General features: G+C 63.0%; 28 protein-coding genes. 6 read left to right on the forward strand and 22 right to left on the reverse strand.

What is annotated here, in order from left to right:
• Position 1: 1 nt before the first annotated feature.
• From CNX70_RS21300 to CNX70_RS21310, 3 genes are all read right to left on the reverse strand, one after another.
• Positions 2-658, reverse strand: coding sequence for an SdpI family protein (locus tag CNX70_RS21300; protein WP_244198901.1), 657 nt, complete (start codon positions 656-658; stop codon positions 2-4).
• A complete protein-coding gene (locus CNX70_RS21305; RefSeq protein ID WP_096236809.1) occupies positions 655-939 on the reverse strand; it encodes an autorepressor SdpR family transcription factor in 285 nt (94 codons plus the stop codon). The genes CNX70_RS21300 and CNX70_RS21305 overlap by 4 nt, the downstream gene beginning before the upstream one ends.
• A 93-nt stretch (positions 940-1,032) precedes the next feature.
• Complete coding sequence (locus CNX70_RS21310; protein ID WP_096236812.1) at positions 1,033-1,431, reverse strand: DUF3224 domain-containing protein; 399 nt, start codon at positions 1,429-1,431, stop codon at positions 1,033-1,035.
• A 152-nt stretch (positions 1,432-1,583) separates the two neighbouring features.
• Here CNX70_RS21310 and CNX70_RS21315 point away from each other — a divergent pair, with 152 nt between their 5' ends.
• Positions 1,584-2,426: a helix-turn-helix domain-containing protein gene (locus tag CNX70_RS21315; protein WP_244198902.1), complete on the forward strand. Its 843-nt coding sequence runs from the start codon at positions 1,584-1,586 to the stop codon at positions 2,424-2,426.
• Between the two features lie 36 nt (positions 2,427-2,462).
• Here CNX70_RS21315 and CNX70_RS21320 read toward each other — a convergent pair whose 3' ends face one another.
• Entirely contained in the window at positions 2,463-3,377 is a 915-nt protein-coding gene (locus CNX70_RS21320) for a LysR family transcriptional regulator (protein WP_096236818.1), read from the reverse strand.
• A 109-nt stretch (positions 3,378-3,486) separates the two neighbouring features.
• Here CNX70_RS21320 and CNX70_RS21325 point away from each other — a divergent pair, with 109 nt between their 5' ends.
• The 3 genes from CNX70_RS21325 to tcuC are packed head-to-tail and all read left to right on the forward strand — an operon-like array spanning position 3,487 to position 6,766.
• Positions 3,487-4,578, forward strand: a complete 1,092-nt coding sequence (locus CNX70_RS21325) for a porin (protein ID WP_096236820.1) — start codon at positions 3,487-3,489, stop codon at positions 4,576-4,578.
• A gap of 17 nt (positions 4,579-4,595) precedes the next feature.
• Complete coding sequence (locus CNX70_RS21330; protein ID WP_096236823.1) at positions 4,596-5,399, forward strand: substrate-binding domain-containing protein; 804 nt, start codon at positions 4,596-4,598, stop codon at positions 5,397-5,399.
• Positions 5,400-5,431: 32 nt separating this feature from the next.
• The gene (tcuC, locus tag CNX70_RS21335) at positions 5,432-6,766 is read left to right on the forward strand and encodes an MFS transporter (protein WP_096236826.1); all 1,335 of its coding nucleotides are present in this window, start codon (positions 5,432-5,434) and stop codon (positions 6,764-6,766) included.
• A gap of 2 nt (positions 6,767-6,768) precedes the next feature.
• Here the strand turns inward: tcuC and CNX70_RS21340 are convergent, their stop codons facing one another.
• Complete coding sequence (locus tag CNX70_RS21340; protein WP_096236829.1) at positions 6,769-7,395, reverse strand: flavin reductase family protein; 627 nt, start codon at positions 7,393-7,395, stop codon at positions 6,769-6,771.
• 207 nt (positions 7,396-7,602) lie between these two features.
• Between CNX70_RS21340 and CNX70_RS21345 the strand changes: the two genes are divergently transcribed.
• Both CNX70_RS21345 and CNX70_RS21350 read left to right on the forward strand, forming a co-directional pair.
• A complete protein-coding gene (locus CNX70_RS21345; protein ID WP_096236832.1) occupies positions 7,603-8,664 on the forward strand; it encodes an AI-2E family transporter in 1,062 nt (353 codons plus the stop codon).
• 30 nt (positions 8,665-8,694) lie between these two features.
• The gene (locus tag CNX70_RS21350; protein ID WP_096236835.1) at positions 8,695-9,402 is read left to right on the forward strand and encodes a hypothetical protein; all 708 of its coding nucleotides are present in this window, start codon (positions 8,695-8,697) and stop codon (positions 9,400-9,402) included.
• A gap of 29 nt (positions 9,403-9,431) precedes the next feature.
• Here the strand turns inward: CNX70_RS21350 and CNX70_RS21355 are convergent, their stop codons facing one another.
• The 17 genes from CNX70_RS21355 to pilW all read right to left on the reverse strand — a co-directional run bounded on the left by CNX70_RS21355 (position 9,432) and on the right by pilW (position 26,335).
• Entirely contained in the window at positions 9,432-9,737 is a 306-nt protein-coding gene (locus CNX70_RS21355; protein WP_096236837.1) for an NIPSNAP family protein, read from the reverse strand.
• On the reverse strand, positions 9,734-10,651 hold the full coding sequence (locus CNX70_RS21360) for a WD40 repeat domain-containing protein (RefSeq protein WP_096236838.1): 918 nt from the start codon (positions 10,649-10,651) through the stop codon (positions 9,734-9,736). Before CNX70_RS21360 ends, CNX70_RS21355 begins: the two co-directional genes overlap by 4 nt.
• 5 nt (positions 10,652-10,656) lie before the next feature.
• Positions 10,657-11,166, reverse strand: coding sequence for a GNAT family N-acetyltransferase (locus tag CNX70_RS21365; protein ID WP_096236841.1), 510 nt, complete (start codon positions 11,164-11,166; stop codon positions 10,657-10,659).
• Positions 11,167-11,233: 67 nt separating this feature from the next.
• Entirely contained in the window at positions 11,234-11,779 is a 546-nt protein-coding gene (locus tag CNX70_RS21370; protein ID WP_034752020.1) for a phosphoribosyltransferase, read from the reverse strand.
• A 66-nt stretch (positions 11,780-11,845) separates the two neighbouring features.
• The gene (locus CNX70_RS21375) at positions 11,846-13,159 is read right to left on the reverse strand and encodes an adenylosuccinate synthase (RefSeq protein WP_096236844.1); all 1,314 of its coding nucleotides are present in this window, start codon (positions 13,157-13,159) and stop codon (positions 11,846-11,848) included.
• Between the two features lie 3 nt (positions 13,160-13,162).
• Positions 13,163-14,335 (reverse strand): ATP phosphoribosyltransferase regulatory subunit, encoded by a 1,173-nt coding sequence (locus tag CNX70_RS21380; protein WP_096236847.1) that lies wholly within the window; start codon positions 14,333-14,335, stop codon positions 13,163-13,165.
• A 282-nt stretch (positions 14,336-14,617) separates the two neighbouring features.
• Positions 14,618-15,505 (reverse strand): protease modulator HflC, encoded by an 888-nt coding sequence (hflC, locus tag CNX70_RS21385; protein ID WP_096236850.1) that lies wholly within the window; start codon positions 15,503-15,505, stop codon positions 14,618-14,620.
• A complete protein-coding gene (gene hflK, locus CNX70_RS21390; protein ID WP_096236853.1) occupies positions 15,505-16,800 on the reverse strand; it encodes an FtsH protease activity modulator HflK in 1,296 nt (431 codons plus the stop codon). The genes hflC and hflK overlap by 1 nt, the downstream gene beginning before the upstream one ends.
• Positions 16,801-16,802: 2 nt before the next feature.
• Complete coding sequence (hflX, locus tag CNX70_RS21395) at positions 16,803-18,026, reverse strand: GTPase HflX (RefSeq protein WP_096238603.1); 1,224 nt, start codon at positions 18,024-18,026, stop codon at positions 16,803-16,805.
• A 114-nt stretch (positions 18,027-18,140) separates the two neighbouring features.
• Positions 18,141-18,377, reverse strand: a complete 237-nt coding sequence (gene hfq / locus CNX70_RS21400) for an RNA chaperone Hfq (RefSeq protein WP_008450615.1) — start codon at positions 18,375-18,377, stop codon at positions 18,141-18,143.
• Positions 18,378-18,617: 240 nt separating this feature from the next.
• A complete protein-coding gene (der, locus tag CNX70_RS21405; RefSeq protein WP_010399874.1) occupies positions 18,618-19,964 on the reverse strand; it encodes a ribosome biogenesis GTPase Der in 1,347 nt (448 codons plus the stop codon).
• 4 nt (positions 19,965-19,968) lie between these two features.
• Positions 19,969-21,114, reverse strand: a complete 1,146-nt coding sequence (gene bamB / locus CNX70_RS21410; RefSeq protein ID WP_096236856.1) for an outer membrane protein assembly factor BamB — start codon at positions 21,112-21,114, stop codon at positions 19,969-19,971.
• Positions 21,115-21,199: 85 nt separating this feature from the next.
• Positions 21,200-21,868 carry a YfgM family protein gene (locus tag CNX70_RS21415; protein WP_092710303.1) on the reverse strand — a complete coding sequence of 223 codons (669 nt, stop codon included), beginning with the start codon at positions 21,866-21,868 and terminating at the stop codon, positions 21,200-21,202.
• Between the two features lie 54 nt (positions 21,869-21,922).
• A complete protein-coding gene (gene hisS / locus CNX70_RS21420) occupies positions 21,923-23,284 on the reverse strand; it encodes a histidine--tRNA ligase (RefSeq protein ID WP_096236860.1) in 1,362 nt (453 codons plus the stop codon).
• A gap of 33 nt (positions 23,285-23,317) precedes the next feature.
• Positions 23,318-24,586 (reverse strand): flavodoxin-dependent (E)-4-hydroxy-3-methylbut-2-enyl-diphosphate synthase, encoded by a 1,269-nt coding sequence (ispG, locus tag CNX70_RS21425; RefSeq protein WP_096236863.1) that lies wholly within the window; start codon positions 24,584-24,586, stop codon positions 23,318-23,320.
• A 38-nt stretch (positions 24,587-24,624) separates the two neighbouring features.
• Positions 24,625-25,536 carry a helix-turn-helix domain-containing protein gene (locus CNX70_RS21430; RefSeq protein WP_341865528.1) on the reverse strand — a complete coding sequence of 304 codons (912 nt, stop codon included), beginning with the start codon at positions 25,534-25,536 and terminating at the stop codon, positions 24,625-24,627.
• A 67-nt stretch (positions 25,537-25,603) separates the two neighbouring features.
• Positions 25,604-26,335, reverse strand: coding sequence for a type IV pilus biogenesis/stability protein PilW (pilW, locus tag CNX70_RS21435; RefSeq protein WP_157751206.1), 732 nt, complete (start codon positions 26,333-26,335; stop codon positions 25,604-25,606).
• Positions 26,336-26,361: the final 26 nt, after the last annotated feature.

The following is a 26,361-nucleotide window of genomic DNA, read 5'->3' on the forward strand; positions in this document are numbered from 1 at the left end:
GTCAGTGCATTTCCAGTTGATCTTTATCCAGCCGCTTGTACTGCACGAGCGAGTACAGGATGGCCAGCGGCGCCCAGGCGAACACCAGCACCAGCAGCAGCCAGCCCGGTGCGCCACACGCCAGCGCGGCCAGTCCCAGCAAGCCGCTGCCCACCATCAGCCTGGCGGCCAGCCGGTGCGTGGCATACCAGACGCGCTCACTGGCCAGTGTCCACGGGGTGCGGATACCCAGATAAAAATTGCGCCGCACCTTGCCCATGGGATTGCCTGCCAGGATCAGCATCACGCACAGGCCCGCCGGTACCGCCCGGCCGATGGGCACCGCCACGCCAGCGGCACTGGCCAGTACCAGCCCATGCACATACGCCAGCAGGCCCAGCACGACGCCGAAGCTGTAGTAGAAGGTCGACTCGAACGGCTGTACCTCGAAGCGGCGCGGCGACAGCGAGGGCAGCACGAGCGCCAGCATCAGCATGCACGCCATCAGGCCCGGCCCGAGCAACCACAGCACGGCGCGCGGCGCATAGCCGTCCACCTCGCCGCGGTAATTCCAATGCACGGCCACCACCTCCGGCAACTGCGGCCATGCATACAGGGTGGCCGCACTGACGGCCACGATCATCAACAGGCTCAGGGCGATAAAGCGCGCTTTCATCATTTGCTCTCCTTGTGGTCGGTATCGGTCAGGTCCAGCATCCAGGCCAGTACGTCCTGCAGCACCGTGGTATTCAAGCCATACCAGATGGTCTGCCCTTCGCGCCGGCGCGTGATCAGATCGGCATCCGCCAGCACCGCAAAATGATGCGACATGGTCGGCTTGCTCATGTCAAACCGGGCGGCCAGGTCGCCGGCCGTCATTTCACCGGTCCGCAGCAGCCGCAGTATCTCGCGCCGTGCAGGATCGGCGATGGCCTTGAAGGCGCTGTTGGTGGCACTCATATTGAGACAAACGCCTAATTAGATAACCATCTAAATATAAAGACAAGTGCGACGGAGGTCAAGCGATTTCCAGCGCCCGCCCCGTCCCTACGCCTACTCCGGCAGCGAGTAATCGATGTCGTAGAAATGCTGGCCGTTTTCAATGCGGATGGCCAGCGTGCCGCTGATGCCCGTCAGTTGCCCCGTGCCGGAATGCGGCACGATGACGATGGACAGCGCCTGCCGGCCCTCGGCCATCGTGCCCGCATGCTGCGCCACGAAGCTGCCCTCCCTGCCCTGCAGCACGCCCGTGATGGCTTCCATCGCGACATAGCCGGCCGCGCCTTGGGTGTCGGTCACGGCATTGAGCATTTCGCCCTTGGCCGTGGCGACCAGGTCGCCCACATACACCTTGTCAAGCAGCACCCTTCCCAAGCTTGTGCGCCCCGCGCGCTGCGGCGCCGTGGCCGGCGTCATGCTGATACTAAAACTTCCCGTAGCGTGCGCGTGCATGCGATGATCTCCCTCTGCAGACGAGGCGGCGCCGGCTGGCGCCACCGATAGACAACATGCGGCCATTATCAGGCCCGACCAACTGTGTGATTTCATGATTCCCTTCCGATCAATGCGAGAGGGCCAGCTTAAGGCCGCGCAGGAGACAAATATTGGATAAAACCGACAGTACGATGAATCTGCTCGCCGTGCGCGGCCAGGCGCCGAAAGGCATCGTCGACCCGCAGGCGGCGGCGCGCCGCATACGCCTGGCGACCTATCCACCAGCTGCCGCGCTGGCGCCGTTTGTCGACTACTTCTGGGTGGTGGAATGGGACCGGCGGGGCTGCGCGCCGGAGACGCAGCGCGTGCTGCCGTATCCGAACGCCCACCTGGTATTCGAGCTTGGGCGCAGCGCCATCCACGGCGTGGTGCGCGGCGCCTTTGACCGGCCGTTGACCGGTGCGGGCAAAGTATTGGGCGTGCGTTTCGCGCCGGGCGGCCTGCGCCCGTTCATCACGCAGCCACTGTCAACCTTCACCGACACGACCATCGCGGCCGATGCGCTGCTGGGCATGCCTGCAGGCGAAGCCGAGGCGCGGGTGTTGGGCGAGTCCGACGATCTGGCCATGCTGGCGCAGGCACAGACACTGCTGCTGGCAAGGCTGCCGCAGGTCGATGACGCCGCCCTGCTGGCCGCCAGGCTGACCGCGGCGGCGGCGGCCCACAACGGTCCGGCAAGCGTGGCGCAACTGTGCGAAAACATGGCAATTGGCGAACGCAGGCTGCAGCGCCTGTTCGCCAACTACGTGGGCGTGCCGCCGAAATGGGTGATCCAGCGCTACCGCCTGCAGGAGGCGATCTGGCGCCTGGCGCAGCCCGATGCGCCCGACCTGGCCAGCCTGGCGCATGCGCTGGGCTTTTTTGACCAGGCCCATTTCAGCCGCAGTTTTGCGGAACTCGTGGGCAGCACGCCGCTCGACTATCGCCGCTCGCAACTGGCGACAGTCGCCTAGCCCAGGCTTCGGCGCACTCATTGCACCGCACTGCGCTCATGCCCGCCGCCCCTGCTTGCCGATGCTCGCGCTCATCATGTCGAACAGGGTGCGCGACGCGGGTGGCATCGCGTGCTGATGCCGGCTGATCAAGCCCAGTGTCCGCTTCACGGCGGGATTGACGAGCGGCACGCCGACCACCGTGCTTTGCCGCTCCGGCAGAATGGACAGCCCCGGCACCGCTGCCACGCCCAGGCCCGACTCCACCAGCGCCAATATGCCTGAAACGTGGTTGATCTCGCACGAGATCCACGGGTGCTTTTCCACGCCAGCCAGCGCCGCATCGAGCACGCTGCGGTTGCCGCTCGACTTGGCCACCGAGATATAGCGTTCGTCGACGGTATCCTTCCAGCTCAGCTTCTTGCGCTTGGCCAGCCGGTGATCGTTGCGCATCGCCAGTACGTAGGTCTCGACGTAGATGGGCTGGAAATGGATCTCCGGATTTTCCGCACCCGTGAAGCTGATGCCGAAGTCCGCCTCGCCCGACAGCACGAGGTTGAGCACGTCCTGCGCGCTTTCGTCATGCACGCGCACGCGGATCTTCGGAAACTGCGCACTGAAGCGCTTGAGCACATCCGGCAGGAAATGCCACACGGCCGAAGGCACGCAGGCAAACGTCACAGTCCCGGTACGGTGCGCGGCAAGGTCGGCGACCCCCAGCACGGCATCCTCGAGACCGTTGAGCGCATCGCGTACGTTCACCAGAAACACCTGCCCCACATTGGTCAGCTGCACGCGCCGGGTGGTGCGCTCAAACAGCTTGACCCCCAGCGCATCCTCGAGTTTTTCAATGCGGCGGCTGAGCGCCGGCTGCGACAGGAACAGGTCGGCCGCGGCCTGGCGAAAGCTGTTGCGCTCCGCCACGGCGACGAAGGCCTGCAAATCATGAAGTTCGTAATTGATGCGCTGCATGCATTAATCCCCGGAAAAATTGCAATTATCAAATTATGCCATTTCAACGATGATGGGGTCTTAATGCTGAGCCTCGCCAAGAAGGCATCACAAAAAAAGAGGAGACACCATGCGTCATTATTCCACGTTCGCGCTGTTATGCGCGGCCAGCGGTACTTGCCTGGGCCAGAGCGGCGCGGTGTTGTATGGCATCGCCGATGCCGGCATCCGCTATGCCAACGGCTTGAACGCCGCTAACGCGCCCACCGCCAGCGGCGCCATGCCCGCCGTCAGCAGCGGCATCGACAACACAAGCCGCTGGGGCCTGCGCGGCCAGGAAGACCTGGGCGGCGGCTGGCAGGCGCTGTACCGCCTGGAAGGCGGGCTGAACCTGGACACGGGCAGCGCAGCCAAAGCCGACAAGCTGTTCGACCGGCAGGCCTGGGTCGGGTTCAAGTCGCCGCTGGGATCGGTGACCCTGGGGCGCCAGGCGACCTTGCTGGCCGACGCCATCGCGCCGGTCGATCCACTGGGCATCCGCTACGCCGCATTCAATCCGAACGTCAACATCACCGGCTTGAGCAACACCGCTTTTGGCCGGCATGCATTCGGCCAGCAATACGGCAGCAGCGGCTATGCCGACAACTTCTACCGGCTCGACAACATGGTGAAAACCAGCGCCAGCCTCGGGCCGGTGGTGGCGCGCGCCGCCTATTCCTTCGGCGAGGTGGCGGGCGCCACGTCGCCATTGTCGACCTGGGGCGGCGCCCTGGCGTACCAGCAGGCGGGGCTGGCCGTCTCCGGGGCGGCGATGCGCTTGCGCAATCGCGACAACCTCAACCTCGACGCCGCCACCGTGGGTGCCGCCTACAAGATGGACACCTGGCAGTTCAAGGCCAATCTGGGCGTCAATCGCGCCGACGTGGGCGCCGGCAAGTCCGTCCGGCAGGGTGTGCTGTCCGCCGGCGTGAGCCGGCAAATGGCGCAGGACCTGCTGCTCACGACCGCCTACTACAAGGTACGGCGCAGCGCCACGGGCCACATCGACGACGGCTTCCAGCGCGCCTTCGCGTACCTGGAAAAAACGCTCTCGCCGCGCTCGACCCTGTACCTCGAATCGGACTACACCTTGTGGCAGGGCGATGCCGCCGGCGTCACGGGGACGCGGGCAAACGACCGCAAAGGCATGGGCTTGACGCTTGGCCTCATGCACAAATTCTAACGACAGGAGAAACGACGATGCTTCAACATATCCTGGTGCGGCGATCCGCCCCCATACTGGCCGCCTGCATGCTGCTCGCCGCCGGCGCGGCCCATGCCGCCGACATCCGCGTGGTCAGCTCGGGCGGTTTTTCCCAGGCCTACAAAAACCTGGCGCCCGCCTACGAACGCGCCAGCGGCGACCATCTGCTGTCCGAATGGGGACCGTCGATGGGCACCACCAGGAATGCGATCCCGGCACGCCTGGCACGCGGCGAACCGATCGACGTCGTCATCATGGTGGGCGACGCGCTCGACAAGCTGATGCAGGAGGGCCGACTGGTCGCCGGCAGCAAGGTGATCCTGGCCAATTCGCCGATTGCCTGCGCCGTGCGGCGCGGCGCGGCAAAGCCCGACATCAGCACCACCGAGGGCTTGCGCAGCGCTTTCCTGCAGGCGAACAAGGTGGCCTATTCGGACAGCGCCAGCGGCGAATACATCGAGAAACAACTGATGAAGAGGCTGCACATCTCGGAACAGATGCAGGGCAAGGCCGCCAAAATTCCCGCCACCCCCGTCGGTGAAATCATCGCGCACGGCGAGGCCGATTTTGGCTGCCAGCAGCGCAGCGAGCTGCTGCCGGTCGAGGGCATCGACATCGTCGGCCTGCTGCCGCCGGAAGTGCAGCTGATGACGCAGTTTTCGGCGGCGCTGGTCCCGGGCGGCAAAGAGCCGGAAGCCGGCCGCGCCTTGCTGCGCTTCCTCGCCGCCCCTGCCAACGCCGGCGTGATCGGAGCGACCGGACTGGAACCGGCATCGGCACCGATGCCAATAACCCACTAGACAACATCACTCATCTTTCATCGAGGTAAACCATGGCCATTCCATCCAGCGCCACGCCCATCGCCGAGGCCGCACCGCCGCGCGCGCAGGTGCGCCCTCCCTCGCGCATCGCCACCGTCATCCGGGTGACGAGCGGGAACTTCATCGAAATGTACGATTTTTTCCTGTTCGGCTTTTACGCGACATATATCGCCAAGGCCTTCTTCCCCGCCACCAGCGAATACGCGGCCCTGATGATGACGTTCGCCACCTTCGGCGCGGGGTTTTTCATGCGGCCGCTGGGCGCCATCATCCTCGGCAGCTATATCGACCGCATCGGCCGCCGCAAGGGCCTGGTGCTGACCCTGGCCATCATGGCTTCCGGCACGGCGCTGATCGCCTTCGTGCCCGGCTATGCAAGCATCGGCCTGCTGGCACCATTGCTCGTGCTGATCGGGCGTTTGCTGCAAGGCTTCTCCGCCGGCGTGGAGCTGGGCGGCGTATCGGTCTACCTGTCCGAGATGGCGACACCTGGCAACAAGGGCTATTACGTCAGCTGGCAATCGGCCAGCCAGCAGGTCGCCATTATCTTTTCCGCCGCGCTGGGCTACTATCTCAATGAAACCTTGAGCAAGGAATTCATCGCGGACTGGGGCTGGCGCATCCCGTTCTTCATCGGTTGCTCCATCATCCCTGTGGTGTTCTACATCCGCCGTTCGCTGCAGGAGACCGAGGCCTATCTGACGCGCAAGTCGCATCCGACGTTCCGCCAGATGCTCAAGACTATCACCCTCAACTGGCCGCTGGTCGGTGCCGGCGCGATGCTGATCGTGCTGACGACGGTCGCGTTCTACCTGATCACCGTGTATACGCCGACCTTCGGCAAGAGCGTGCTCAAACTGAGCACCGAAGACAGCCTGCTCGTCACCTTGTGCATCGGCCTGTCGAACTTCCTCTGGCTGCCCGTCATGGGGGCGCTGTCCGACCGCATCGGGCGCTGGCCGATCATGGCTGCGTGCGCGGCGCTGACGATGCTGACCGCGTACCCGGCCTTGTCCTGGCTGGTCGCCCATCCCAGTTTCGAGCACATGCTCATGGTGGAGTTGTGGCTGTCCTTCCTGTACGGCAGCTACAACGGGGCCACCATCGTCGCGCTGACGGAAATCATCCCTGCCAGCGTCAGGACCACGGGCTTTTCGCTGGCCTACAGCCTGGCCACCGCGCTGTTCGGCGGCATGACACCGCTGGTATCGACCTTGCTGATCGAGAGCACCGGCGACAAGGCAGCGCCAGGCTACTGGATGGCAGGCGCCGGCGCCATCAGCCTGCTGGCGACGTGGCTGATCTATCGCGGCATCGTCAAGGAGCGTCATCCGCTCCCGGCGTGATGTTACGGCCAGGCGGGCCGGCGCATGTGGAATAGGCTGTCCGGGCCGATCTCGAAATAGTCGGCCGGACCGCCACCGCGCAATATCGGCGCGGCGGCGGCCGTGTCGTACACGCCATCGGTCAGCAGATGGCGCGCGATATGCACGCCCACCACTTCCCCCAGCACCAGCCAGCTGCCGACGCCGTCCCCATTCAATCCTTGCAGCTCGATGATCTGCGTGCGCCGGCATTCGAAGGACACGGGACTCTCGGCCACGCGCGGCACCTTGACAATGCGCGAGGCAGCCGGCGTCAGGCCGGCGAGCGCAAATTCGTCGACCTCGGGCGGCGCCGGCGCGCAGCTGGCATTCATCGCCTCGGCCAGCGGCCGCGTCGCCAGGTTCCACACGAATTCACCCGTCTGCTCGATATTGCGCAAGGTATCCTTGCGGCCGATGCTGGAAAAACCGATCAGCGGCGGCGTGTAATTGAACGCATTGAAAAAACTGTAGGGCGCCAGATTGAGCACGCCTGCGCTGCTGCGCGTGGCGATCCAGCCGATCGGACGCGGTCCCACGATGGCGTTGAAGGGATCGTGCGGCAGGCCGTGGCCCTGCGCAGGTTCATAAAAGTGAATGGGGTCAAGCACGCGCGCTCCTGAAGTCAAAAGAAATCAAAGGCACCCGGGGATGGAATGCCTGCAACGACAGCTTACTGGAATTGCCACCACCGCGTGCCAGCCCGCCGGCGCCAGGCGTGCCCGCGCACAGACTACCAGCGCGACAATTGTATGGCACGCGGCACGCGGCCTCGCTTATGATGAGGCAACTCAACCCTTATCATTGCGCTACCGCCCATGCATACCCTCACGCTGCACCAGAAAGTATTCTTGCTCCTCTTGAGCATCGTCACCATCAGCTTCGGCTGGATACTTGCGCCGTATGCGGGCGCCATCTTCTGGGGCGTCGTCCTGGCGATCCTGTTCGCGCCCGTGTACCGCTGGCTGCTGCGGAAAACCAGGGGCCGCGCCGGCCTGGCGTCGCTGCTGACCTTGCTGCTCATCGTCGTCATCGTGATCCTGCCGCTGTCGCTCATTTCCGTGTCGCTGGTGAACCAGGCGGCCAGCGTCGTGGAGATGGTACGTTCGGGCGAAATCACGGTCGGCATGTTCTTCAATAAAATCATGGCAGTACTGCCGCAATGGTCGATCAACTTGCTAGACCGCTTCCACCTGAGCAGCCTGGCCAGCCTGCAGGACAAGCTGGCCGAGGGCGCCACACAGGTGAGCCAGGTGGTGGCGGTGAAAGCCATCAATCTGGGCCTGTACACCTTCGAATTCCTCACCAGCCTGTGCATCATGCTGTACCTGCTGTTTTTCCTCATGCGCGATGGCTCCACCCTGTCGGCCCGCATCAAGGGCGCCGTGCCGCTGAGCCGCAAGTACAAGCAGCGCCTGTTTACCAATTTCACGACAGTGATCCGCGCCACGGTGAAGGGCAATATCCTCGTGGCGATCGCCCAGGGTGCCCTCGGCGGCCTGGCATTCTGGTTCCTCGACGTGCCAGCCCCCCTGCTGTGGGCCGTGCTGATGGCATTCCTGTCACTGCTGCCGGCCGTCGGCGCCGCCCTCGTCTGGGCACCCGTGGCCATCTACTTCCTGGCCACGGGCGCCATCTGGCAAGGTGCAGGCCTGGCCGCCTTCGGCGTCTTCGTCATCGGCCTGGTCGACAACGTGCTGCGCCCTATCCTGGTGGGCAAGGACACCAAGATGCCCGACTACGTGGTGCTGCTATCGACCGTGGGTGGCATGGCCCTGTTTGGCCTGAACGGCTTCGTTATCGGCCCCGTGGTGGCGGCCCTGTTCATCGCTTCGTGGGATCTGTTTGTCTCGGCCAGCGAATTCCAGGCCGAGGACTGAGGCGTGACGGCCTGACCAGGCGGGAAACAGATGCGCATCAACCTTGCACGACAGGAACATGATTTTTCTCTCGGCCAGCGTGCCCATGGCCGGTACATCGCCGCGATTATCCTGCTGCACCTGGCGCTGTTCTGGGCCGCCACGCGGCCCGCACACACGGGGATCGAGCACGATGACCGGGTCTGGCTACAGCTGATGCCGCCACTGCCGCCAATGAAAAGGTTCATTCCACCCACCGAGCCAGATCCGGCGCCGGCACGTCAGCCAGCCCTTCCATCGAGCGCGGCAAGCGTGTCGCCACCGAAGGAGGCGACGGCACCGGTGCAGGACCAGCCGCAAGACGATGCCCTGCCGGCAGAACCGGTGCCTGCCGCACCCAAGGCTGCCCCCCTCCCCCTGGCGCAACAGGCGCTGCAGGCAGCCGGCGCCATCGACCGCCAACTGCGCGCAGAGCATCCGCAGGAGTTCGTGGCGCCGCCCGAGACGGCGCACACGCGCCTGGCGAAAGCCTTCGCGCAAGCGCATGCGGCGGTCAAGCCGAAGTGGTTCGAAGCGGCGCGTATCGAACTGTGGAGCGCACCAAACGATCCCAAGCGCATCTACCGCGTCATCACGGCGACCGGTGAATACTGCATCTATTTGCCGGACAAAGGCAACATGACGCTCAACCTCAGCGCGCGATCCGGCTACGCCGGTTTTGGCGAAGGGACTGCGGCGCCGTGTCCCATCCGGTTTTAATAGCGGTCGATAGCGGGCAAGGCGCCGTTTCAGCCAAACACGGGGCGGAAAAAACTGCGCTCGTAGCTGACGATGCAGCGCGTCTGCTCCGCGTAGCGGAAGGCGGCCTGGCACTCGGCGTCCTGCATCGAGTCGCTGCGGTACTGTTCATACAGGGCCAGGCTGGGAAACGAGAACATGGCCAGGGCGACGTTGCTGGCGCCTTCGGACGGCAAAAAGTAGCCGTGGTGCTGGCCGCCGAAACGTTCGACCAGCGGTATCCACAGCTTGCCGTAGGCTTCGAATTCCCGCAATTTATACGGGTCGATGATGTAGCGCAAATAACAGGTGATCATGCGGTTTCCTTGTGAAGGTTCAACTCCATCAGCATGCCAGCTTCCCAGGAGCCGATGGCGGCCAGTGGCGAAGCAGGCAAAAAGTCCAGTGCGCAGGGATACGTAAAAGCGTGTTGTGCCCGCACGCCGAGGCCGGGCCAGCCGTAAAACAGCAGCTTGCCCTTGCCGATGCGTCCCAGCGCGCTGCCGCCGGGCAGCCAGCGCAAGGCGTTGCCCGTGCCGCCGCCCGCCTCCACGGGCACCTTGGCCAGACAACTGCCGTCGGCCAGCGCGTACACGGACAGATACTGCGTGCCGCTCGCGTGGTGCAGCACGGCCAAAGATTCCCCGTCCGGTGACGGCGCGCACGACATCAAGCCTGGCAGCGACAGCACCGTGCGCCCGCCGCCGTCTTGCAAGGGCCAGTCCCACACGCTGCAGTAGTCAAGCGGGTGCACCTGCCCCTCGTCCACCGATTTGACGCCATGCTGGAGCAGCAAACGCCGCCCGCCATCGATGGCGTAGACTCCCCGCAGCATCTCGCCCGGATGCTCCTGCGTGAAGAGCACCTCGCCCGTCTGCGCCGCGCGCATCCGCAGACGGCCATCCCAGCCGCCGTCGGCCAGATACTGCCCGCACGGCGACCATGCGGGACCGCAGCCTTCGCCATCCTTCTTGTTCTGTAAGTTCAGCAGCAACTGGCCCGCCTGCGCATCCACCACGGCGATCTGGCCCGTCGTGCTCTTGATGGCCAGCCGGCTGCCATCGGGCGAGAAGGCCATGCCCGACATGTGCGCGATGAATTTGCCGCGCCACAGCTTGGTCCGCGCCGCCACGTCCCACAGGACCAGGTCGCGGCCCAGCACAGCCAGGCGCGTGCCATCGGGCGAAAAGCGTACGCCGTAGCTGCAGCCCAGCTTCAGGGGCTTCTGCATTGCCGTCATGGACGCGGCAAGCGGTACACCACGCTGTCGAGGTCGTAATGGCGTTCCATGCCCACGTATTGCATGCCCAGGCGCGTCATGACCTTGATCGAGGCGGCATTGTCCGGGTGCGCCACGGCCACCACTTCGGGCGCGCCGACGACGTCGAAGGCATGCGCGACGATGGCTTGTGCCGCTTCGCTGGCATAGCCCTTGCCCCAGCCAGAGCGCGCCAGGCGCCAGCCGATTTCATGCGGCTTGGCCTTGTCGCCGCCGATATGCTGCAAGCAGGCCAGCCCCACCAGCACCTCATCTTCGGTACGCATCAAGGCCCACCACGAATAGCCCCACTCGGCCCAGCGCCCCATGATGCGGGCAACGGCGGCGCGCGTGTGCTCTTCCGTCTCCGGCTGGCCCGCATTCAGGTAGGTCATCACTTCGGTATCCGAGTTCATGGCGTGCATGGCATCGTAATGCTGCTCGGTGACGGGTTCGAGGCGCAGCCGCGCGGTGTGCAGAATGGTCATGCCAGACTCCTTCAGACGAAAAAAAAGACGATACATGATCGTCTTTTTTTTGCAAGAGTGCACGCAATTACTTGCCTGCTTCGCCCTTCTTGATCCACGCCGCCAGCTGGTGCGGACGCAGGCCGTCGTAGTCTTCGAACGGCTGATGGATCCACGGGTTGTGCGGCAGTTCGTCGAGGAAGTAGTCTGGACGCACGACGGAGCAGCCTTTCAGCCAGATCACGGCCGATTTGACTTCGGTCACGTCAGGGAAGTTTTCTTTGAGGTGGCGCGTGACCTTGTCCAGCGTGACGCCGGAATCGGCCAGGTCGTCGACCAGCAGGATGCGGCCAGCCAGCGGGCCCTTGGTCATGGTCATGTACTTGGCGATATCGAGGTCGCCGCGCACGGTGCCCGCGTCTTCACGGTAGGAGCTGGTCGACAGGATGGCCAGCGGCAAATCAAAAATGCGCGAGAACACGTCGCCAGGACGCACGCCGCCGCGCGCCAGGCACAGTACCTGGTCAAATTTCCAGCCCGATTCGTAGACCTTGAGCGCCAGGCGCTCGATCAGGCGGTGGTACTCTTCCCAGTTGACCCAGAGATGTTGATCGTTCGATTGTGGGGTAGTCATGATAGTGAAATCTTATTATTAGCGTGATTAAAAAAATCCGCCTTGCGGCGGATTGTGTCCAGCAGCTTACTCGAATGGGTGGCGCAGCACGATCGTTTCTTCACGATCGGGACCGGTCGAAACCATGTCCACCGGTACGCCGACCAGTTCTTCGATGCGCTTGATGTAAGCGCGCGCCGTCGCCGGCAAGGCAGCCAGCGATTTCGCGCCGACGGTGCTTTCCGTCCAGCCTGGCATCTCTTCGTACACCGGTACGCAACGTGCGGCTTCTTCAGCGCCCGATGGGAAGATGTCCGTGGCCACGCCGTCGATGGTGTAGCCGGTGCACAGTTTCAGCGTTTCGATACCGTCCAATACGTCCAGCTTGGTCAGGCACATGCCCGTCACACCGTTGATCTGCACGGAACGGCGCAGCAAGGCGGCGTCGAACCAGCCGCAGCGGCGGGCGCGGCCCGTCACGGTGCCGAATTCATGGCCGACTTGCGCCAGGTGGTGGCCGACGCCTGCATCCGTTGGCAGTTCCGAAGGGAACGGACCGGAACCGACGCGCGTCGTGTAAGCCTTGGTGATGCCCATGATGTAGTGCAGCATGCCTGGGCCCACGCCCGAACCGGCAGCGGCATTGCCGGCCACGCAGTTCGACGAGGTGACGAACGGATAGGTGCCGTGGTCGACGTCAAGCAGGGAACCCTGCGCGCCTTCGAACAGCAGGTTCGCGCCGGCCTTGTGCGCCTTGTACAGCGCGCTCGACACGTCGGTGACCATCGGACGCAGACGCGGCACATAGGCCAGCGCGTCGTCGAGGGTCTTCTGATAGTCGACTTTCGGTGCTTTCAGGTAGTTTTCCAGCACGAAGTTGTGGTAATCGAGGTTTTCGGCCAGCTTTTCAGCGAAGCGCTTCTCGTTCAGCAGATCGGCGATACGGATCGCGCGGCGCGCCACTTTGTCTTCATAGGCCGGGCCGATGCCCTTGCCGGTGGTACCGATCTTCGCGTCGCCACGCTTGACTTCACGCGCCAGGTCGATCGCGGTGTGGTACGGCAGGATCACGGGCGCCGCGTCCGACACTTTCAGGCGCGAGGCGACTTCGACGCCGACAGCTTCGAGCTTGTCGATTTCGCGCAGCACGTCCGGCACGGAAACGACCACGCCGTTACCGATGTAGCAGGCGACGCCTGGACGCATGATGCCCGACGGGATCAGCTGCAGCGCGGTTTTCACGCCGCCGATGACCAGCGTGTGGCCTGCATTGTGGCCGCCCTGGAAGCGCACCACACCCTGGGCGTGATCGGTCAACCAATCGACGATCTTGCCTTTACCCTCATCGCCCCATTGGGTGCCGATGACAACGACGTTCTTTGCCATAATTTTCTTTGACATCACTCAACCTAAGTTTTTAAGAATCCAGCTACTACCATTATCGGCAAGTACCAGCACGCGATCGCACTCGAACTCGTCTTGTTCATTACTGTGACCCGGCATACTCTGGATCACGACCTCGCCCGCCTTGCGCAACTCGGCGATTTTTTCCTTCAATTCTGGCGCGCTGCCCCACGGCGCGCGGATCGAATGCTTGCGTTCCGCGGTCGGCAACAGGCGCGCCAGTTCGCGCAAATCGAGCGAGAAGCCGGTCGCGGGACGTGCCCGGCCGAACGCTTCGCCGACGTGGTCATAACGGCCGCCGCGCGCAACCGCGTTCGGCAAGCCAGGTACATACAGCGCAAACATCGCGCCGCTTTCATATTGGTAGCCGCGCAGGTCGGCCAGGTCGATCGCCACTTCGGCGCGACCCAGCGCCTTAGTTTCCACAGTTGCGGCCAGCGCGGCCAGCTCGGCCAGTGCCTTCAACACGCCCGGCAGCGGCGGCAGCACTTCGCGCGCACGCGCCAGCACGTCGATGTCGCCGTACAGGTTCGGCAAGGCCAAGAGCGCATCGCGCGTGACGGGATCGTAGGCGGCCGTCAGCGCACGCAGGCCCGGTGCATCTTTCGCGCGCAGCAAGGTGTACAGCGCAGCTTCGTCGCGCACGGCAGCGGCGTCTTGCGCAATGATAGCGCGCAACAGGCCGACATGCGACAAATCCAGGCGCACCGCGTCGAAACCGGCCAGTGCCAGCGAAGCGAGCGCCAGTTCCTGGATCTCGGCATCGGCTTCCAGGCCGGCATGGCCATAGATTTCGGCGCCGATCTGCAGCGGTTCGCGGGTGGCATGCAGACCCGACGGACGGGTATGCAGCACGCTGCCGGCGTAGCACAGGCGGGTCACGGTGGCACGGTTCAGCAAATGGGCGTCGATGCGCGCCACTTGCGTCGTCATGTCGGCACGCAGGCCGAGCATGCGGCCTGACAGCTGGTCGACCAGTTTAAAGGTGCGCAGGTCGGTATCCTTGCCAGCGCCGGTCATCAGCGATTCCAGATACTCGAGCAGCGGCGGCATCACCAGTTCATATCCGTACAGACGGAAATTATCCAGCATGAGGCGGCGCAGCTCTTCGATCTTGCGCGCTTCCGACGGCAGAACATCGGCAATATTTTCGGGCAAAAGCCAATTCGGCATGAGGGAGCGAGATACGGAAGAAAGTTGAAAAAATGCATCATGCGAGGCAGCGGCGAGCGCGCCAGGCAAGAGGCCGAACCTGATATTTTACGCGAAAACACGGGCCTTTAGGGACAAGTTCTCCGAATAGCTGCCACCCAGCCCTAAAAACACCGCATTTTACGCCTTCCCGCAACAACTAAACGGGCACAAAAAAAACGGGGCCGGCATTGACGCCGGCCCCGCTGCTGCTGCCACCCGTCCTTGCGGCCAGGCGCAGCTCAGGTGCAACTGGATGCTGCCTTACTTCTTGGACGGAGCGGCCGTGCCGTTACCCTTGAAGTACTTGAAGAATTCCGAACTCGGATCGACCACCATCACGTCGCCCTTGTCCTTGAACGTGGCGCGGTAGGCTTCCAGGCTACGGTAAAACTTGTAGAACTCCGGATTCTTGCCAAACGCTTCCGCATACACCTGCGACGCCTTGGCATCGCCCTCGCCGCGGATCTTCTCGGCTTCGCGGTAGGCTTCGGCCAGGATCACCGTGCGCTGCTTGTCGGCGTCGGCGCGGATTTTCTCGGAGTCGGCCGAACCGGTCGAACGCAGCTCGTTGGCCACGCGCACGCGCTCGGACTTCATGCGCTCATACACGGAGTTATTGATCTGCTCGACGTAATCGACGCGTTTCAGGCGCACATCGACGATGCCCACGCCGATGGCCTCGGCCTCGGCCGCCACCTTGGCTTTGATCGCCTGCATCACCTTGCCACGCTCGCCCGAGATCACTTCGCGCACCGTGCGCTTGGTGATTTCATCGTTCAGGGCGGCCTTGACGATTTGCGACATGCGGTTGCGGGCGCGGCTTTCATCGCCGCCGAAGCTGCGGAAATAGGTCTTCGGATTGACGATGCGCCACTTCACATACGCGTCAACGAGGATGTTCTTCTTCTCGGCCGTGATGAAGCGTTCCGGCTCCGGCGTGTCGAGCGTCAGGATGCGTTTGTCCAGGTAGATGACGTTCTGGAACGGCGGCGGCAGCTTGAAGTACAAGCCTGGCTTGCTGATCTCGTCCTTGACTTCACCGAGGGCGAAGACGATTGCATACTTGCGCGCGTCGACCACGAACACGGTCGAGGACAAGAGCATGATCGCGATAAAGCCCGCGATCAGGGCGGCAACGATACGGTTCATTAGCGGCTCTCCCGTTCACGCGAAGAGCGGCTGTCGCGGCGCTGATTGACTTCTACTGTCGGCATGGCTTCCTGTGGCATTACGGTATTGGCTGCGGGTGCAGCCGCTGCGGCGCGCGCTGCCGCGGCCGAGGCGTCCGACGCCGCCTGCTGGGCGATCAACTTGTCGAGCGGCAGATACAGCAGATTGCTGCCCGTCTTGGCATCAAGCATGACCTTGCTGGCACTGCTGAACACTTGCTGCATCGTTTCCAGGTACATGCGGTCGCGCGTGACGGCCGGCGCCTTCTGGTACTCGACCAGCACCTGCTTGAAGCGCGACGCATTACCTTCGGAGTTCTCGGTCACCATCGAGCGGTACGCTTCGGCTTCCTGCACCAGGCGGAATGCTGCGCCGCGCGCTTTTGGAATGACGTCGTTGGCGTAAGCCTGGCCTTCATTCTTCTGGCGCTCACGGTCCTGGCCTGCCTTGACGGCATCGTCGAAGGCGGCTTGCACCTGCTCCGGCGGCTGCACGGCCTGCATCGTCACGTTGTTGATCAACACGCCAGCCTTGTAACCTTCAAGAATCTCTTGCATCAATTTCTGCGTATCGAAGGCCACTTTTTCGCGGCCTTCATACAGCACGAAGTCCATCTTGCTGCGGCCCACCACTTCGCGGATCGCCGTTTCGGCGACCTGGCGCAAGGTGTCTTCCTGGTCGCGCAGACTGAACAGCCATTCCACGGGATCTTTCAAGGTGTACTGCACCGCGAACTGGATGTCGATGATGTTTTCATCGTCCGTCAGCATCAGCGACTCGCCAGTCTGCTTGTTGCGCAGCGACTGGCGGTAACCCACTTCCACCGTGCGCACCTGCGACACGTTGACGGTTTCATCGGTCTGGAACGGATACGGCCAGCGCCAGTTGAGACCGGCCGGCGCCGTGCGCGTGTATTGGCCAAACGTCAGCACCACGCCGCTCTGGCCCTCTTGCACGATGAAGGCGCCGCTGGCGAGCCAGATGAAGACGGCGATCACGCCGACCACGCCGGCGGTGATGCCGGCGCCCTTCATGTCGGGACGCGGGCCGCTGCCGCCGCCGTTGTTATTGCCGCCGTTGTCGGGACGGTTCTTCTGTCCGAAAAAGGCGTTCAGGCGCTGATTGAAATCGCGCCACAACTGATCGAGGTCCGGCGGACCTTCGCCGGGTTTTTTGCCTTCTTGGGCTTTCTTGCCGTCGTCCTTGCGATTGCCCCAGCGGGGATCGTTCAGGGACAACTTCAAGCCTGTTTTTTTGAGTAGGGAGACAAGCATAACTATCGTGTTCCGACTTGGGAGTGGGTGGAAATCCTATCGTCCTCGCCAGGCTCTTCGTCCTGGTCCGGGGCGGCGCCATCGTGCTGGTCGTACTGACCGTCCAACTGATCTTCCTGCGGTGCTGCGTCGTTCTGATACAGGTGCGCCGAACCAGGCGCCTTCCTGGCCATCTCGACAATCGCATCGCGCAGCAGGTCGAGCCCGCTGCCCTTCTGCGCACTCACGAACACGCGACTGATCGCAGCATATTCGTCGCGCTCCACCGAAGGTTCCAGCCCGGCTGCGTCGATCTTGTTCCACACGAGGATTTGCGGAATGTGATCGGCGCCGATCTCTTTCAAGACCAGGTTGACCTGCTCGATCTGCTCCATGCGTACCGGCGACGCAGCGTCGACGACATGCAGCAGCAAATCGGCATGGATGGTTTCTTCGAGCGTGGCGCGGAAAGCGGCCACCAGCTGATGCGGCAATTCGCGCACGAAGCCGACCGTGTCCGAGATCACCACGTTGCCCACTTCCTGGCCCAGGTAAACCCGGCGCGAGGTGGTGTCGAGCGTGGCGAACAACTGGTCGGCAACATACACGCCGGCCTTGGTCACGGCATTGAACAGGGTCGACTTGCCGGCATTGGTATAGCCGACCAGGGACACCGAGAATGTGTGATTGCGGCCGCGCGCGCGGCGCTGCGTTTCGCGCTGCTTGTGCAGCTTTTCCAGGCGCGCGCGCAAGGCCTTGACACGGTCGCCGATCAGCCGGCGGTCGGTCTCGAGCTGCGTCTCGCCGGGACCGCGCAAGCCGATACCGCCCTTTTGCCGCTCAAGGTGGGTCCAGCCGCGGATCAGGCGCGTGGCCAGATGCTGCAGCTGGGCCAGCTCGACTTGCAGCTTGCCCTCGTGGCTCTTGGCGCGCTGCGCAAAGATGTCGAGGATCAGGCTGGTACGGTCGAGCACCCGCACATTCAGGCGCTTTTCCAGATTGCGCTGCTGGGCAGGTGAGAGGGCGTGATTGAAGATGACGATTTCCAGGCCATCGTTGACGACGACGTCGCCAATTTCATCGGCCTTGCCGCTGCCGACGAAATACGCGGAATCGGGACTCGAACGCTTGGCCGTGATGGTGGAAACCGGGTCCGCGCCAGCCGAACGCGACAACAGCATGAGTTCTTCCATGCTGGCGTCGAAGTCGCTGTGACCGAAGTCAACCCCGACTAGTACGGCGCGCATGATGGCATCAGACAAGTTGCGGCGGACGCCGATGCCGATGCAAACGCATCAGCGCCGCTGGCGCGGACGGAGGCGATGGAGGGTGAAAGGCGCTGGGCCTTCAAGCTCAACGCTTTACTCCGCTTCAGATTCAATATTGAGATTGACGGCACGGGCCGGCACCACTGTCGAGATGGCATGCTTGTACACCATCTGTGTCACCGTATTGCGCAGCAATACGACATATTGATCGAACGATTCGATATGGCCCTGCAATTTAATGCCATTGACCAGGTAGATCGAGACAGGAACATGCTCTTTGCGTAATGCATTGAGGAATGGGTCTTGTAACAGTTGCCCTTTGTTGCTCATAACAGCTCCGTTGTTTATGTTGTTGTGTAAGAATTGGAGGCGACTCGCTTGATTTCAAGTGCTCTCACACCTTTCAAAGAAAGAAAGATGCGTCATAGCTACTGTAACCTGTTTTCGCGATCGCTGTCGCGCATGGCGCATTAACACTTTATTATTTCCGTGCAAACAGCCATGAATGGTTGTCGGCGCCGCATTATCTCTGCGGCGCCTTAATATGCACTTAATCCAGCGCTGAACTCATTACTTGCTCGGCGTGCGTGCAAACGGGTTTTTACCCGTGCGCAATTCGATGCGCAGCGGCGTGCCGACCAGCGCAAACGTATCGCGGAAATGTTTTTCCAGATAGCGTTTGTACGGATCACCGACGGCGTCGAGCGCATTGCCGTGAATCACGATCACCGGCGGGTTCATGCCGCCCTGGTGGGCGTAGCGCAGCTTCGGACGGATCGAGCCCTTGCGGCGCGGCTCCTGCTTCTCCACGGCCTCGATCAGGGCGCGCGTCAGCTTCGGCGTCGACAGGTCGCACATGGCGGCCGCATACGCGGCGTTGAGCGACTTCATCAATGGAGCGATGTTGGTGCCCTTCAGCGCCGAAATGAAATGCATCTGCGCGAACGACAGGAAATCGAGCTTGCGGTCGATATCGATCTTGATCTCGTCACGCTCGTGCGATTGCAAGCCATCCCATTTATTCACGGCCACCACCAGCGCGCGGCCCGATTCCAGGATGAAGCCGGCGATATGCGCGTCTTGCTCGGAAATATCCTGCTGCGCGTCGAGCATCAGCACGACCACGTTGGCCTCGGAGATCGATTGCAGGGTTTTCACCACCGAGAATTTCTCGATCGCTTCAAACACCTTGCCACGGCGGCGGATACCGGCCGTGTCGATCAGCGTGTATTGCTGGCCATCGCGCTCGAACGGGATTTCGATCGAGTCGCGCGTCGTGCCCGGCATGTCGAAGGCGATCACGCGCTCTTCGCCCAGCAGGGTGTTGATCAAGGTCGACTTGCCCACGTTCGGACGGCCGACGAGGGCGATCTTGATGCCGCGGTCGGTCTTTTCCAGCTCTTCAGGCTCATCCGGACGCTGCGCGAACGCCAGGTCCAGCATCACTTCGACGAGGTCGTTGACGCCGTCGCCGTGCGCCGACGAAATCGCATACGGATCGCCCATGCCCAATTCATAGAATTCGGACACGACGGCCGTATAGCGCATGCCTTCGCTTTTGTTCACCACCAGCAAGACCGGGCGACCGCTCTTGCGCAGGAAGTCAACGATGGTCTTGTCATGCGGGGTCAGGCCTTGACGGCCGTCCACGATGAACACCACCACGTCGGCCTCGGCCACGGCCTGCTTGGTCTGCAGTGCCATCTGGTGCATGATGCCTTCCTTGGCGACGGGTTCGAAACCACCCGTATCGATGACCAGGAAGGGACGTTCGCCGACACGGCCTTCGCCATAGTGACGATCGCGCGTCAACCCAGGCAAATCCGCCACCAGCGCATCGCGCGAGCGGGTCAGACGATTGAATAAAGTCGATTTCCCAACATTGGGTCGACCTACTAGTGCAATTACCGGCTTCATTGTATTACTCGACCGCGAGAGCGGTCACTGTCCCTGATTGGGTTTGAAAAATCAAATTCGAACCGGCAACAACGGGAGCCGAAACAATCGGGCTACCATCGGTGCTGACACGACCTATTAATGCGCCATCTTCCCGTGACAGGAAGTGGATATAACCTTGATAGTCACCGACGGCGACGCTGCGGCCGAAAGAGGCCGGCGTCGACAGGCGGCGGCGCGCCAGCGCCTCGTTTTTCCAGGCGCTCTGGCCGCCTTCGCGGCTGAACGCCACCACGGCGCCCTGGGCGTCGGCGGCAAACACGAAACGCTGGTCGACGGCCACGCCCACATCGGACGAGAACGGCTTGGTCCAGCGCGGCACGCCCGTGGCGGCATCGAAGCAGCCCGCCTTGCCCTGGTACGTGACGGCGCACACTTCACCCTCGAACACCACCGGCGTGCCGGCGATGTCGGAGACGCGCTCCAGCTCGGTAGCGCCGCGCGGTTCGCTGACGACGATCTCCCAGCGTACCACACCGGTGGCCGCCGTCAGTGCCAGCAGCTTGCCGCCCGGCTGGGCCACGTAGACATTCGCGCCGCCCAGCACCATGCCCGGCGCATTGCGCAGGGTCAGTGCCGGCGTGGCGCGCTGCACCGTCCACTTGCGCTCGCCCGTCTTGGCATCGAAGCCGACGATGCGGTTGTCCACGCTGCGCACCACCACCACGCCCTGCCCCACGACGGGCGCCGTCAATACTTCGCTGGACGCCTGTGCCTTCCACAGCTGCTTGCCATCGGCATCAAACGCCAGCACGGCGCCCTTGGCAGCGCCCACGGCCACCACGCTGCCGTCGCTGCCAGCGCTCGACGTGATGTCGCTGCCGGCCTTGACGCGCCAGGTTTCACGGCCGCTGGCCGCATCCAGGCGTGCCAGCGCGCCATCGGCATTGACCACGTACAGGCTGTTGCCGGCCAGCGCAGGCGTAAACGCGTACACACCGGCCTTGCCGATCGAATACTTCCAGGCGTCGCGCACGGCAATGCTCGACTTTAACTCGACCAGCTTGGCCGGTTCGACTTTCGGGTCTTTCGAGGCGAACGGGTTCCAGGAAGAGCAACCGGCCATCAGGGCCAACAGACTTGCAGCTACCAGCTTTTCAGTGACACGCATAAGTGTTATCCAACCTTTTTCTTGTACTTGTAAGGGCAAGGCAGGCGGCGCACAACGCCGCGCGGCCGCACCATCAGTGTGCCTGTCAGGCGGCGGCCTTGTCAGCCTTGGCCTTGTCTTCTGGCACCGTACCGCCAATCGCTTCCAGTTTGACCTGGATCAGTTGACGGCCGGGATTGTTCTTGTCCGTCGCGGCTATCGCGGCCAGGTAGGCGGTGCGGGCATCGGCCAGCTTGTTTTGCGCCACCAGGATGTCGCCCTTGCGGTCGGCCACGGCGCCGGCAAATTGCGCCACGGAAGCCGTCGCCAGCACTTTCAACGCTTCATCGTAGGCTTTTTCGTCCAGCAGGACACCGGCCAGGCGCAGCTTGGCGATGGCCTTGTACTCTTCCGTGCCGTGCTCGGCTACCCATTGCAGCTGGGTCTTGGCCGTTTTCAGGTCATTCGCGTCGAACGCCACCTTGGCCGCAGCCAGCGCGCTCATCTGCGCATACGCCGTGCCGCTGAAACGCGACTGCATGTCGCCGGCCGCGCGCATCACTTTGGCCGTGTCCTTGGCGGCGATGGCGTTTTGCAGTTCGTCGTACAGCTGGCCCGCTTGCGCAGCCTGCGTGCGCTGGTAGTACTGCCAGCCAGCCCAGCCGCTATAGCCTGCCAGCGCCACGATCAGGACCCAGGAGGTCAGATTGCCATTGCGCTGCCACCAGGCCTTCAGGGTTGCCAGTTGTTCTTGTTCTTCGTGATCGTATGCCATGGGTCGTCAGTTTTAATGAGTAGTTGATCGAGGGTAGTACGGTCTTGCTTCAAATCAATGGTGGTGATGCACGTGGCCGCCAGGACCGTGGTCGTGGCCGCAATCGTGGTCGCCGATGATCTGGTCCACCACGTAATCGACGACATCGTCGAACGGCACCGTGCTCTGCTGCGCGCCTGCATCGGCTTCGCGCATGGCTTTCACCGTAGCGACGTTATTGGCGATTTCATCGTCACCCATGATCACGGCAAACGCCGCGCCGCTGGCATCGGCCTTTTTCATTTGCGTCTTGAAGCTGCCGCCGCCGTTGCTCGCTGCGCAATGTAGCACAACGTCGAGGCCCGCATCGCGAATCCGCTCGGCCAGCACGAAAGCTTGCAAGCCTGCCTGCTCGCCCTGGTGCACCAGATACACGTCGCACTGGGCCGGCGCTTCCGGCTCAGCCGCATCCTTCATCAGCAGCACCAGGCGTTCGACGCCCATGCCGAAACCGACGGCTGGCGTCGATTTGCCACCGAACATTTCCACCATGCCGTCATAGCGGCCACCGGCGCACACCGTGCCTTGCGCGCCCAGCTTGTCGCTGACCCACTCGAACACCGTGCGGTTGTAGTAATCGAGGCCGCGCACCAGGCGTGGATTGATGGTGAACGGGATATTGTTGTGGTTCAAGATCTTCTGCACGCCGTGGAAGTGGGCCAGCGATTCCTCGCCCAGGTAGTCCAGCAGCTTCGGCGCGCCATTGACCAGGTCCTGCATGGCAGGATTCTTGGTGTCGAGGATGCGCAGCGGATTGCTGTGCAGGCGGCGCTTGGCTTCTTCGTCCAGCAGTTCGCTGTGGCTTTCCAGGTAGGCGATCAGGTCGGCGCGGTGGCGCAGGCGCTCGTCCGCGTCGCCGATCGAGTTCAGTTCCAGGCGGATGCCTTCCAGGCCCAGGTCATCCCACAGGCGGCGCGATAGCATGATGATCTCGGCGTCGATATCCGGGCCCGTAAAACCGATGGCTTCCACGCCGAACTGGTGGAACTGGCGATAGCGACCCTTTTGCGGGCGCTCGTGGCGAAACATCTGGCCCTTGTACCACAGGCGTTTCGGGCCTTCGTAGACGAGGTTGTGCTCGACCACGGCGCGCACCACGCCGGCCGTGCCTTCAGGGCGCAGGGTCAGGTTGTCGCCGTTCATCGAATCGGTAAACGAGTACATTTCCTTTTCCACGATATCGGTCACGGCGCCGATGGCGCGCGCGAACAATTTCGTTTCTTCCACGATCGGCGTGCGGATCTGCTGAAAACCGTAGCTTTGCAGCACGGACTGCGCCGTATTTTCAAACAATTCCCACAGCGGGGCGTCGGCGGGCAGCACGTCATTCATGCCTTTCACGCCGGTGATTTTATCGAGCTTTTTATTTTCGGACATAGTGTTCTTCTTTGCTTTTTTATCGGATCAGGTTCAGACGGCAACCGTGTTTCCATAGTGACTCTGTACATACTTCAAGACGATGTCCTGGAATTCCTCGACGATGCGTTCGCCGCGCAGGGTGACGACTTTTTCGCCGTCGACAAAGACGGGCGCGGCCGGCGACTCGCCCGTGCCGGGCAGGCTGATGCCGATATTCGCATGCTTCGATTCACCAGGGCCGTTGACGATGCAGCCCATGACGGCCACATTCATCGCTTCCACGCCCGGATACGACTTTTTCCACTCCGGCATCTGCTCGCGCAGATACGTCTGGATGTTGTCAGCCAACTCCTGGAAGGTAGTCGACGTCGTGCGCCCGCAACCGGGGCAGGCGATCACCATCGGCGCGAACTTGCGCAAGCCCATGGTTTGCAAAATTTCCTGGCCGACGATGACTTCGCGCGTGCGGTCGCCGCCCGGCTCGGGCGTGAGCGAGATGCGGATGGTGTCGCCGATGCCTTCTTGCAGCAGCACGGACAGCGCCGCGGTGGACGCCACGATGCCCTTGCTGCCCATGCCCGCTTCTGTCAGGCCCAGGTGCAGCGGATAATCGCAGCGCTGGGCCAGTTCGCGGTACACGGCGATCAGGTCTTGCACGCCCGAGACCTTGCACGACAGGATGATCTTGTCGCGCCCCAGGCCCAGCTCTTCGGCGCGCACGGCGTTTTCAATCGCCGACGTCACCAGCGCTTCATACATGACGGCTTGCGCCGGCCACGGGTCGCTGCGGCCCGCGTTTTCATCCATGATGCGCGCCAGCAAGGCTTGATCGAGGCTGCCCCAGTTCACGCCGATGCGCACCGGCTTGTCGTACTTGCAAGCCGCTTCGATCATTTGCGCAAATTGCGTGTCGCGCTTGGCGCCCTTGCCCACGTTGCCCGGATTGATGCGGTACTTCGACAGCGCGCGCGCGCAATCGGGGTAGTCGTTGAGCAGGGTATGGCCGTTATAGTGAAAATCGCCCACCAGCGGCACGTCGATGTCCATCTTGTCGAGTTGCTCGCGGATGTACGGCACGGCGGCGGCCGCTTCCGGCCGGTCCACCGTCAGGCGCACCAGTTCCGAACCGGCACGCGCCAGTTCCTTGATCTGGATCGCCGTGCCGATGGCGTCAGCCGTATCCGTGTTCGTCATCGACTGCACCACCACGGGGGCGTCGCCGCCCACCCAGATCTGGCGCTGGCCGTGTGCGATCAGCACCTTGCGGCTGTCGCGGCGGCCGGAAGGACCGGAGCCGATCGCTGTTTTCGAGGTAGCCATAATATTATCTTCTGAGTTTGCTTGAACGATTACTGCAATTATTTGATGCTGACACGGGAAATCGTGCCACCGGCAACGGTCGGCAGATCCAGCTTGGCACCGCGCAAGGTTGCCTGCACGGCACCCGGCTTGCCCACCACCAGGGTGGCCGGGCCCGTGATATCGAACGTTTCCGTGCTGCCCGCCTTGACCATGCGCGAAATCAGCGGCGAGCTGCCCGGGCGGCGGATTTCCACCCAGGAATCCTGCTCCACCTTCAACACCAGCGTATTCGCGCCCACGGCAGCGGCGGCAACGGGCGGCGTGACGGCGGCCGTCGTCGCCGGAGCAGCTGCTGGCGGCACGGCGGCGGCAGGCGCCGAAGCCACGTTGCTGGCAGGCGCGCCTGTCTGCGTATCGTTGCCTGGCGGCGGCGGCACGGAAATCAGCGGCACGGACGGCGACTGCACGGGCGTCAAGTCCTGGCCCGGCTTGATCAGGGTCGTTTCCACGGGGCCCACGTCCGCATGCGCGGTTTCTTTCTCGGCGTGCGAGGACAACAGGCTGGCCGGCACATAGCCAAGCTTGTAGGCGCCAAAGGCGGCGGCCACGACGAGGGCCACGGCGCCGGCGATCCAGAGGGGCGTCTGGTTCGACGAGCGCTGCGTCATCGACGGGAAGCGCGATTCGGAAAACGTGGCGGAAATCTCGCGCCGCACGGGCGCGGCAGCCGGGTCTTGCGCCGGCGCCGGATGCACTTCGATCATGGCCACCAGCGGCGCCGCGTCGAGCTTGACCACCTTGGCATAGGCGCGCACGAAACCGCGCACCACGGCCAGGTTCGGCAAGGCCGCCATGTCGCCCGCTTCCAGCGCGATCACCTGGCGCGTCGCCAGCTTGAGCTGGTCGGCCACCTGCTCCACCGGCCAGCCCAGCGCTTCGCGCTGCGCCTTCAACTGTGCGCCTGCCAACGCAAGATTGCCCTGGGGCTGCTGCTGAGGCGTTTCTGCCCACTCTGAATTCATTGGTATCCCTGTCTCACTCATCAAACGCCCCATTTTGATAAGCAGCATATTCGGGGGAGCCGGAATGGTGGTTGCGCAAAAGCGCCCCCAGGCCAGCTTCCGCACCCGCATCCCCGAGCTTATGCTGCACCTTGATCCCGAGCCACAGCACATCGGCCGTCTGGCTCTCCATTGTCGCTACTTTACCGAGCCGCTCAAGGTAATGAGCCGCTTGCCGGTAGTCTTGCTGTTGGTAATACACACGCACCAGGCCGGCATAGGTGATTGCCGCACCAGGTGCGATGCGCTCCGCCTTGAGCCAGTAGCTGGCAGCGCGCGGGTAATCTTGCATGACCAGGCTGCACGCCGCCGCATTATGCAGCGCCAGTTCAGGCGTGCCATAGGCGGCATCTTGCAATGCGGCATCAAAATACGCCAGCGACTGCGCCGCGCGCCCGGTCTGGCACAGAAACTGGCCATAATTATTGCTCAACTCGGGATTGTGGGGCGCGAGGCGCAATGCGTAAAGAAAATCTTTTTCGGCAGCCACAGGTTGGCGCAGGGCAGCAAAAATCAGGGCGCGCATGCCGCGCACCTGGGCATTGTCCGGCACCAGCTGCACTGCCTGCTCCGCTTCGGTCAACGCCACCGCAAACTGGTCTTGCATATAATAGGCGCTGGCCAGCTGCAAACGCAAGGCGGCGCGCTGCTCGACAGATGCGGCTTGCTCCTTGTCCGCGGTGGAAGCACAGCCGGCCAGCAGCACGCCCAGGCTGACAACAGCCGCGGCAA

Origin of the sequence: Janthinobacterium svalbardense (genome assembly GCF_002327145.1) — a bacterium.
In the GTDB taxonomy this organism is placed as follows: Bacteria; Pseudomonadota; Gammaproteobacteria; order Burkholderiales; family Burkholderiaceae_D; genus Janthinobacterium; species Janthinobacterium tructae.

Excerpts from the sequence above, each read along its gene's own strand:
- CNX70_RS21345 (WP_096236832.1), top strand. The coding sequence starts at position 7,603 with ATGCATACCCTCACGCTGCACCAGAAAGTATTCTTGCTCCTCTTGAGC.
- hflC (WP_096236850.1), bottom strand. The coding sequence starts at position 15,505 with ATGAACCGTATCGTTGCCGCCCTGATCGCGGGCTTTATCGCGATCATG.
- CNX70_RS21320 (WP_096236818.1), bottom strand. The coding sequence starts at position 3,377 with ATGCAGCGCATCAATTACGAACTTCATGATTTGCAGGCCTTCGTCGCC.
- der (WP_010399874.1), bottom strand. The coding sequence starts at position 19,964 with ATGAAGCCGGTAATTGCACTAGTAGGTCGACCCAATGTTGGGAAATCG.
- hflX (WP_096238603.1), bottom strand. The coding sequence starts at position 18,026 with ATGCGCGCCGTACTAGTCGGGGTTGACTTCGGTCACAGCGACTTCGAC.
- bamB (WP_096236856.1), bottom strand. The coding sequence starts at position 21,114 with ATGCGTGTCACTGAAAAGCTGGTAGCTGCAAGTCTGTTGGCCCTGATG.
- ispG (WP_096236863.1), bottom strand. The coding sequence starts at position 24,586 with ATGGCTACCTCGAAAACAGCGATCGGCTCCGGTCCTTCCGGCCGCCGC.
- CNX70_RS21310 (WP_096236812.1), bottom strand. The coding sequence starts at position 1,431 with ATGCACGCGCACGCTACGGGAAGTTTTAGTATCAGCATGACGCCGGCC.
- CNX70_RS21350 (WP_096236835.1), top strand. The coding sequence starts at position 8,695 with ATGCGCATCAACCTTGCACGACAGGAACATGATTTTTCTCTCGGCCAG.
- CNX70_RS21375 (WP_096236844.1), bottom strand. The coding sequence starts at position 13,159 with ATGTCAAAGAAAATTATGGCAAAGAACGTCGTTGTCATCGGCACCCAA.
- hflK (WP_096236853.1), bottom strand. The coding sequence starts at position 16,800 with ATGCTTGTCTCCCTACTCAAAAAAACAGGCTTGAAGTTGTCCCTGAAC.
- CNX70_RS21380 (WP_096236847.1), bottom strand. The coding sequence starts at position 14,335 with ATGCCGAATTGGCTTTTGCCCGAAAATATTGCCGATGTTCTGCCGTCG.
- CNX70_RS21355 (WP_096236837.1), bottom strand. The coding sequence starts at position 9,737 with ATGATCACCTGTTATTTGCGCTACATCATCGACCCGTATAAATTGCGG.
- CNX70_RS21415 (WP_092710303.1), bottom strand. The coding sequence starts at position 21,868 with ATGGCATACGATCACGAAGAACAAGAACAACTGGCAACCCTGAAGGCC.
- CNX70_RS21365 (WP_096236841.1), bottom strand. The coding sequence starts at position 11,166 with ATGACCATTCTGCACACCGCGCGGCTGCGCCTCGAACCCGTCACCGAG.
- tcuC (WP_096236826.1), top strand. The coding sequence starts at position 5,432 with ATGGCCATTCCATCCAGCGCCACGCCCATCGCCGAGGCCGCACCGCCG.
- CNX70_RS21370 (WP_034752020.1), bottom strand. The coding sequence starts at position 11,779 with ATGACTACCCCACAATCGAACGATCAACATCTCTGGGTCAACTGGGAA.
- CNX70_RS21325 (WP_096236820.1), top strand. The coding sequence starts at position 3,487 with ATGCGTCATTATTCCACGTTCGCGCTGTTATGCGCGGCCAGCGGTACT.
- CNX70_RS21360 (WP_096236838.1), bottom strand. The coding sequence starts at position 10,651 with ATGCAGAAGCCCCTGAAGCTGGGCTGCAGCTACGGCGTACGCTTTTCG.
- CNX70_RS21305 (WP_096236809.1), bottom strand. The coding sequence starts at position 939 with ATGAGTGCCACCAACAGCGCCTTCAAGGCCATCGCCGATCCTGCACGG.
- CNX70_RS21300 (WP_244198901.1), bottom strand. The coding sequence starts at position 658 with ATGATGAAAGCGCGCTTTATCGCCCTGAGCCTGTTGATGATCGTGGCC.
- CNX70_RS21330 (WP_096236823.1), top strand. The coding sequence starts at position 4,596 with ATGCTTCAACATATCCTGGTGCGGCGATCCGCCCCCATACTGGCCGCC.
- hfq (WP_008450615.1), bottom strand. The coding sequence starts at position 18,377 with ATGAGCAACAAAGGGCAACTGTTACAAGACCCATTCCTCAATGCATTA.
- hisS (WP_096236860.1), bottom strand. The coding sequence starts at position 23,284 with ATGTCCGAAAATAAAAAGCTCGATAAAATCACCGGCGTGAAAGGCATG.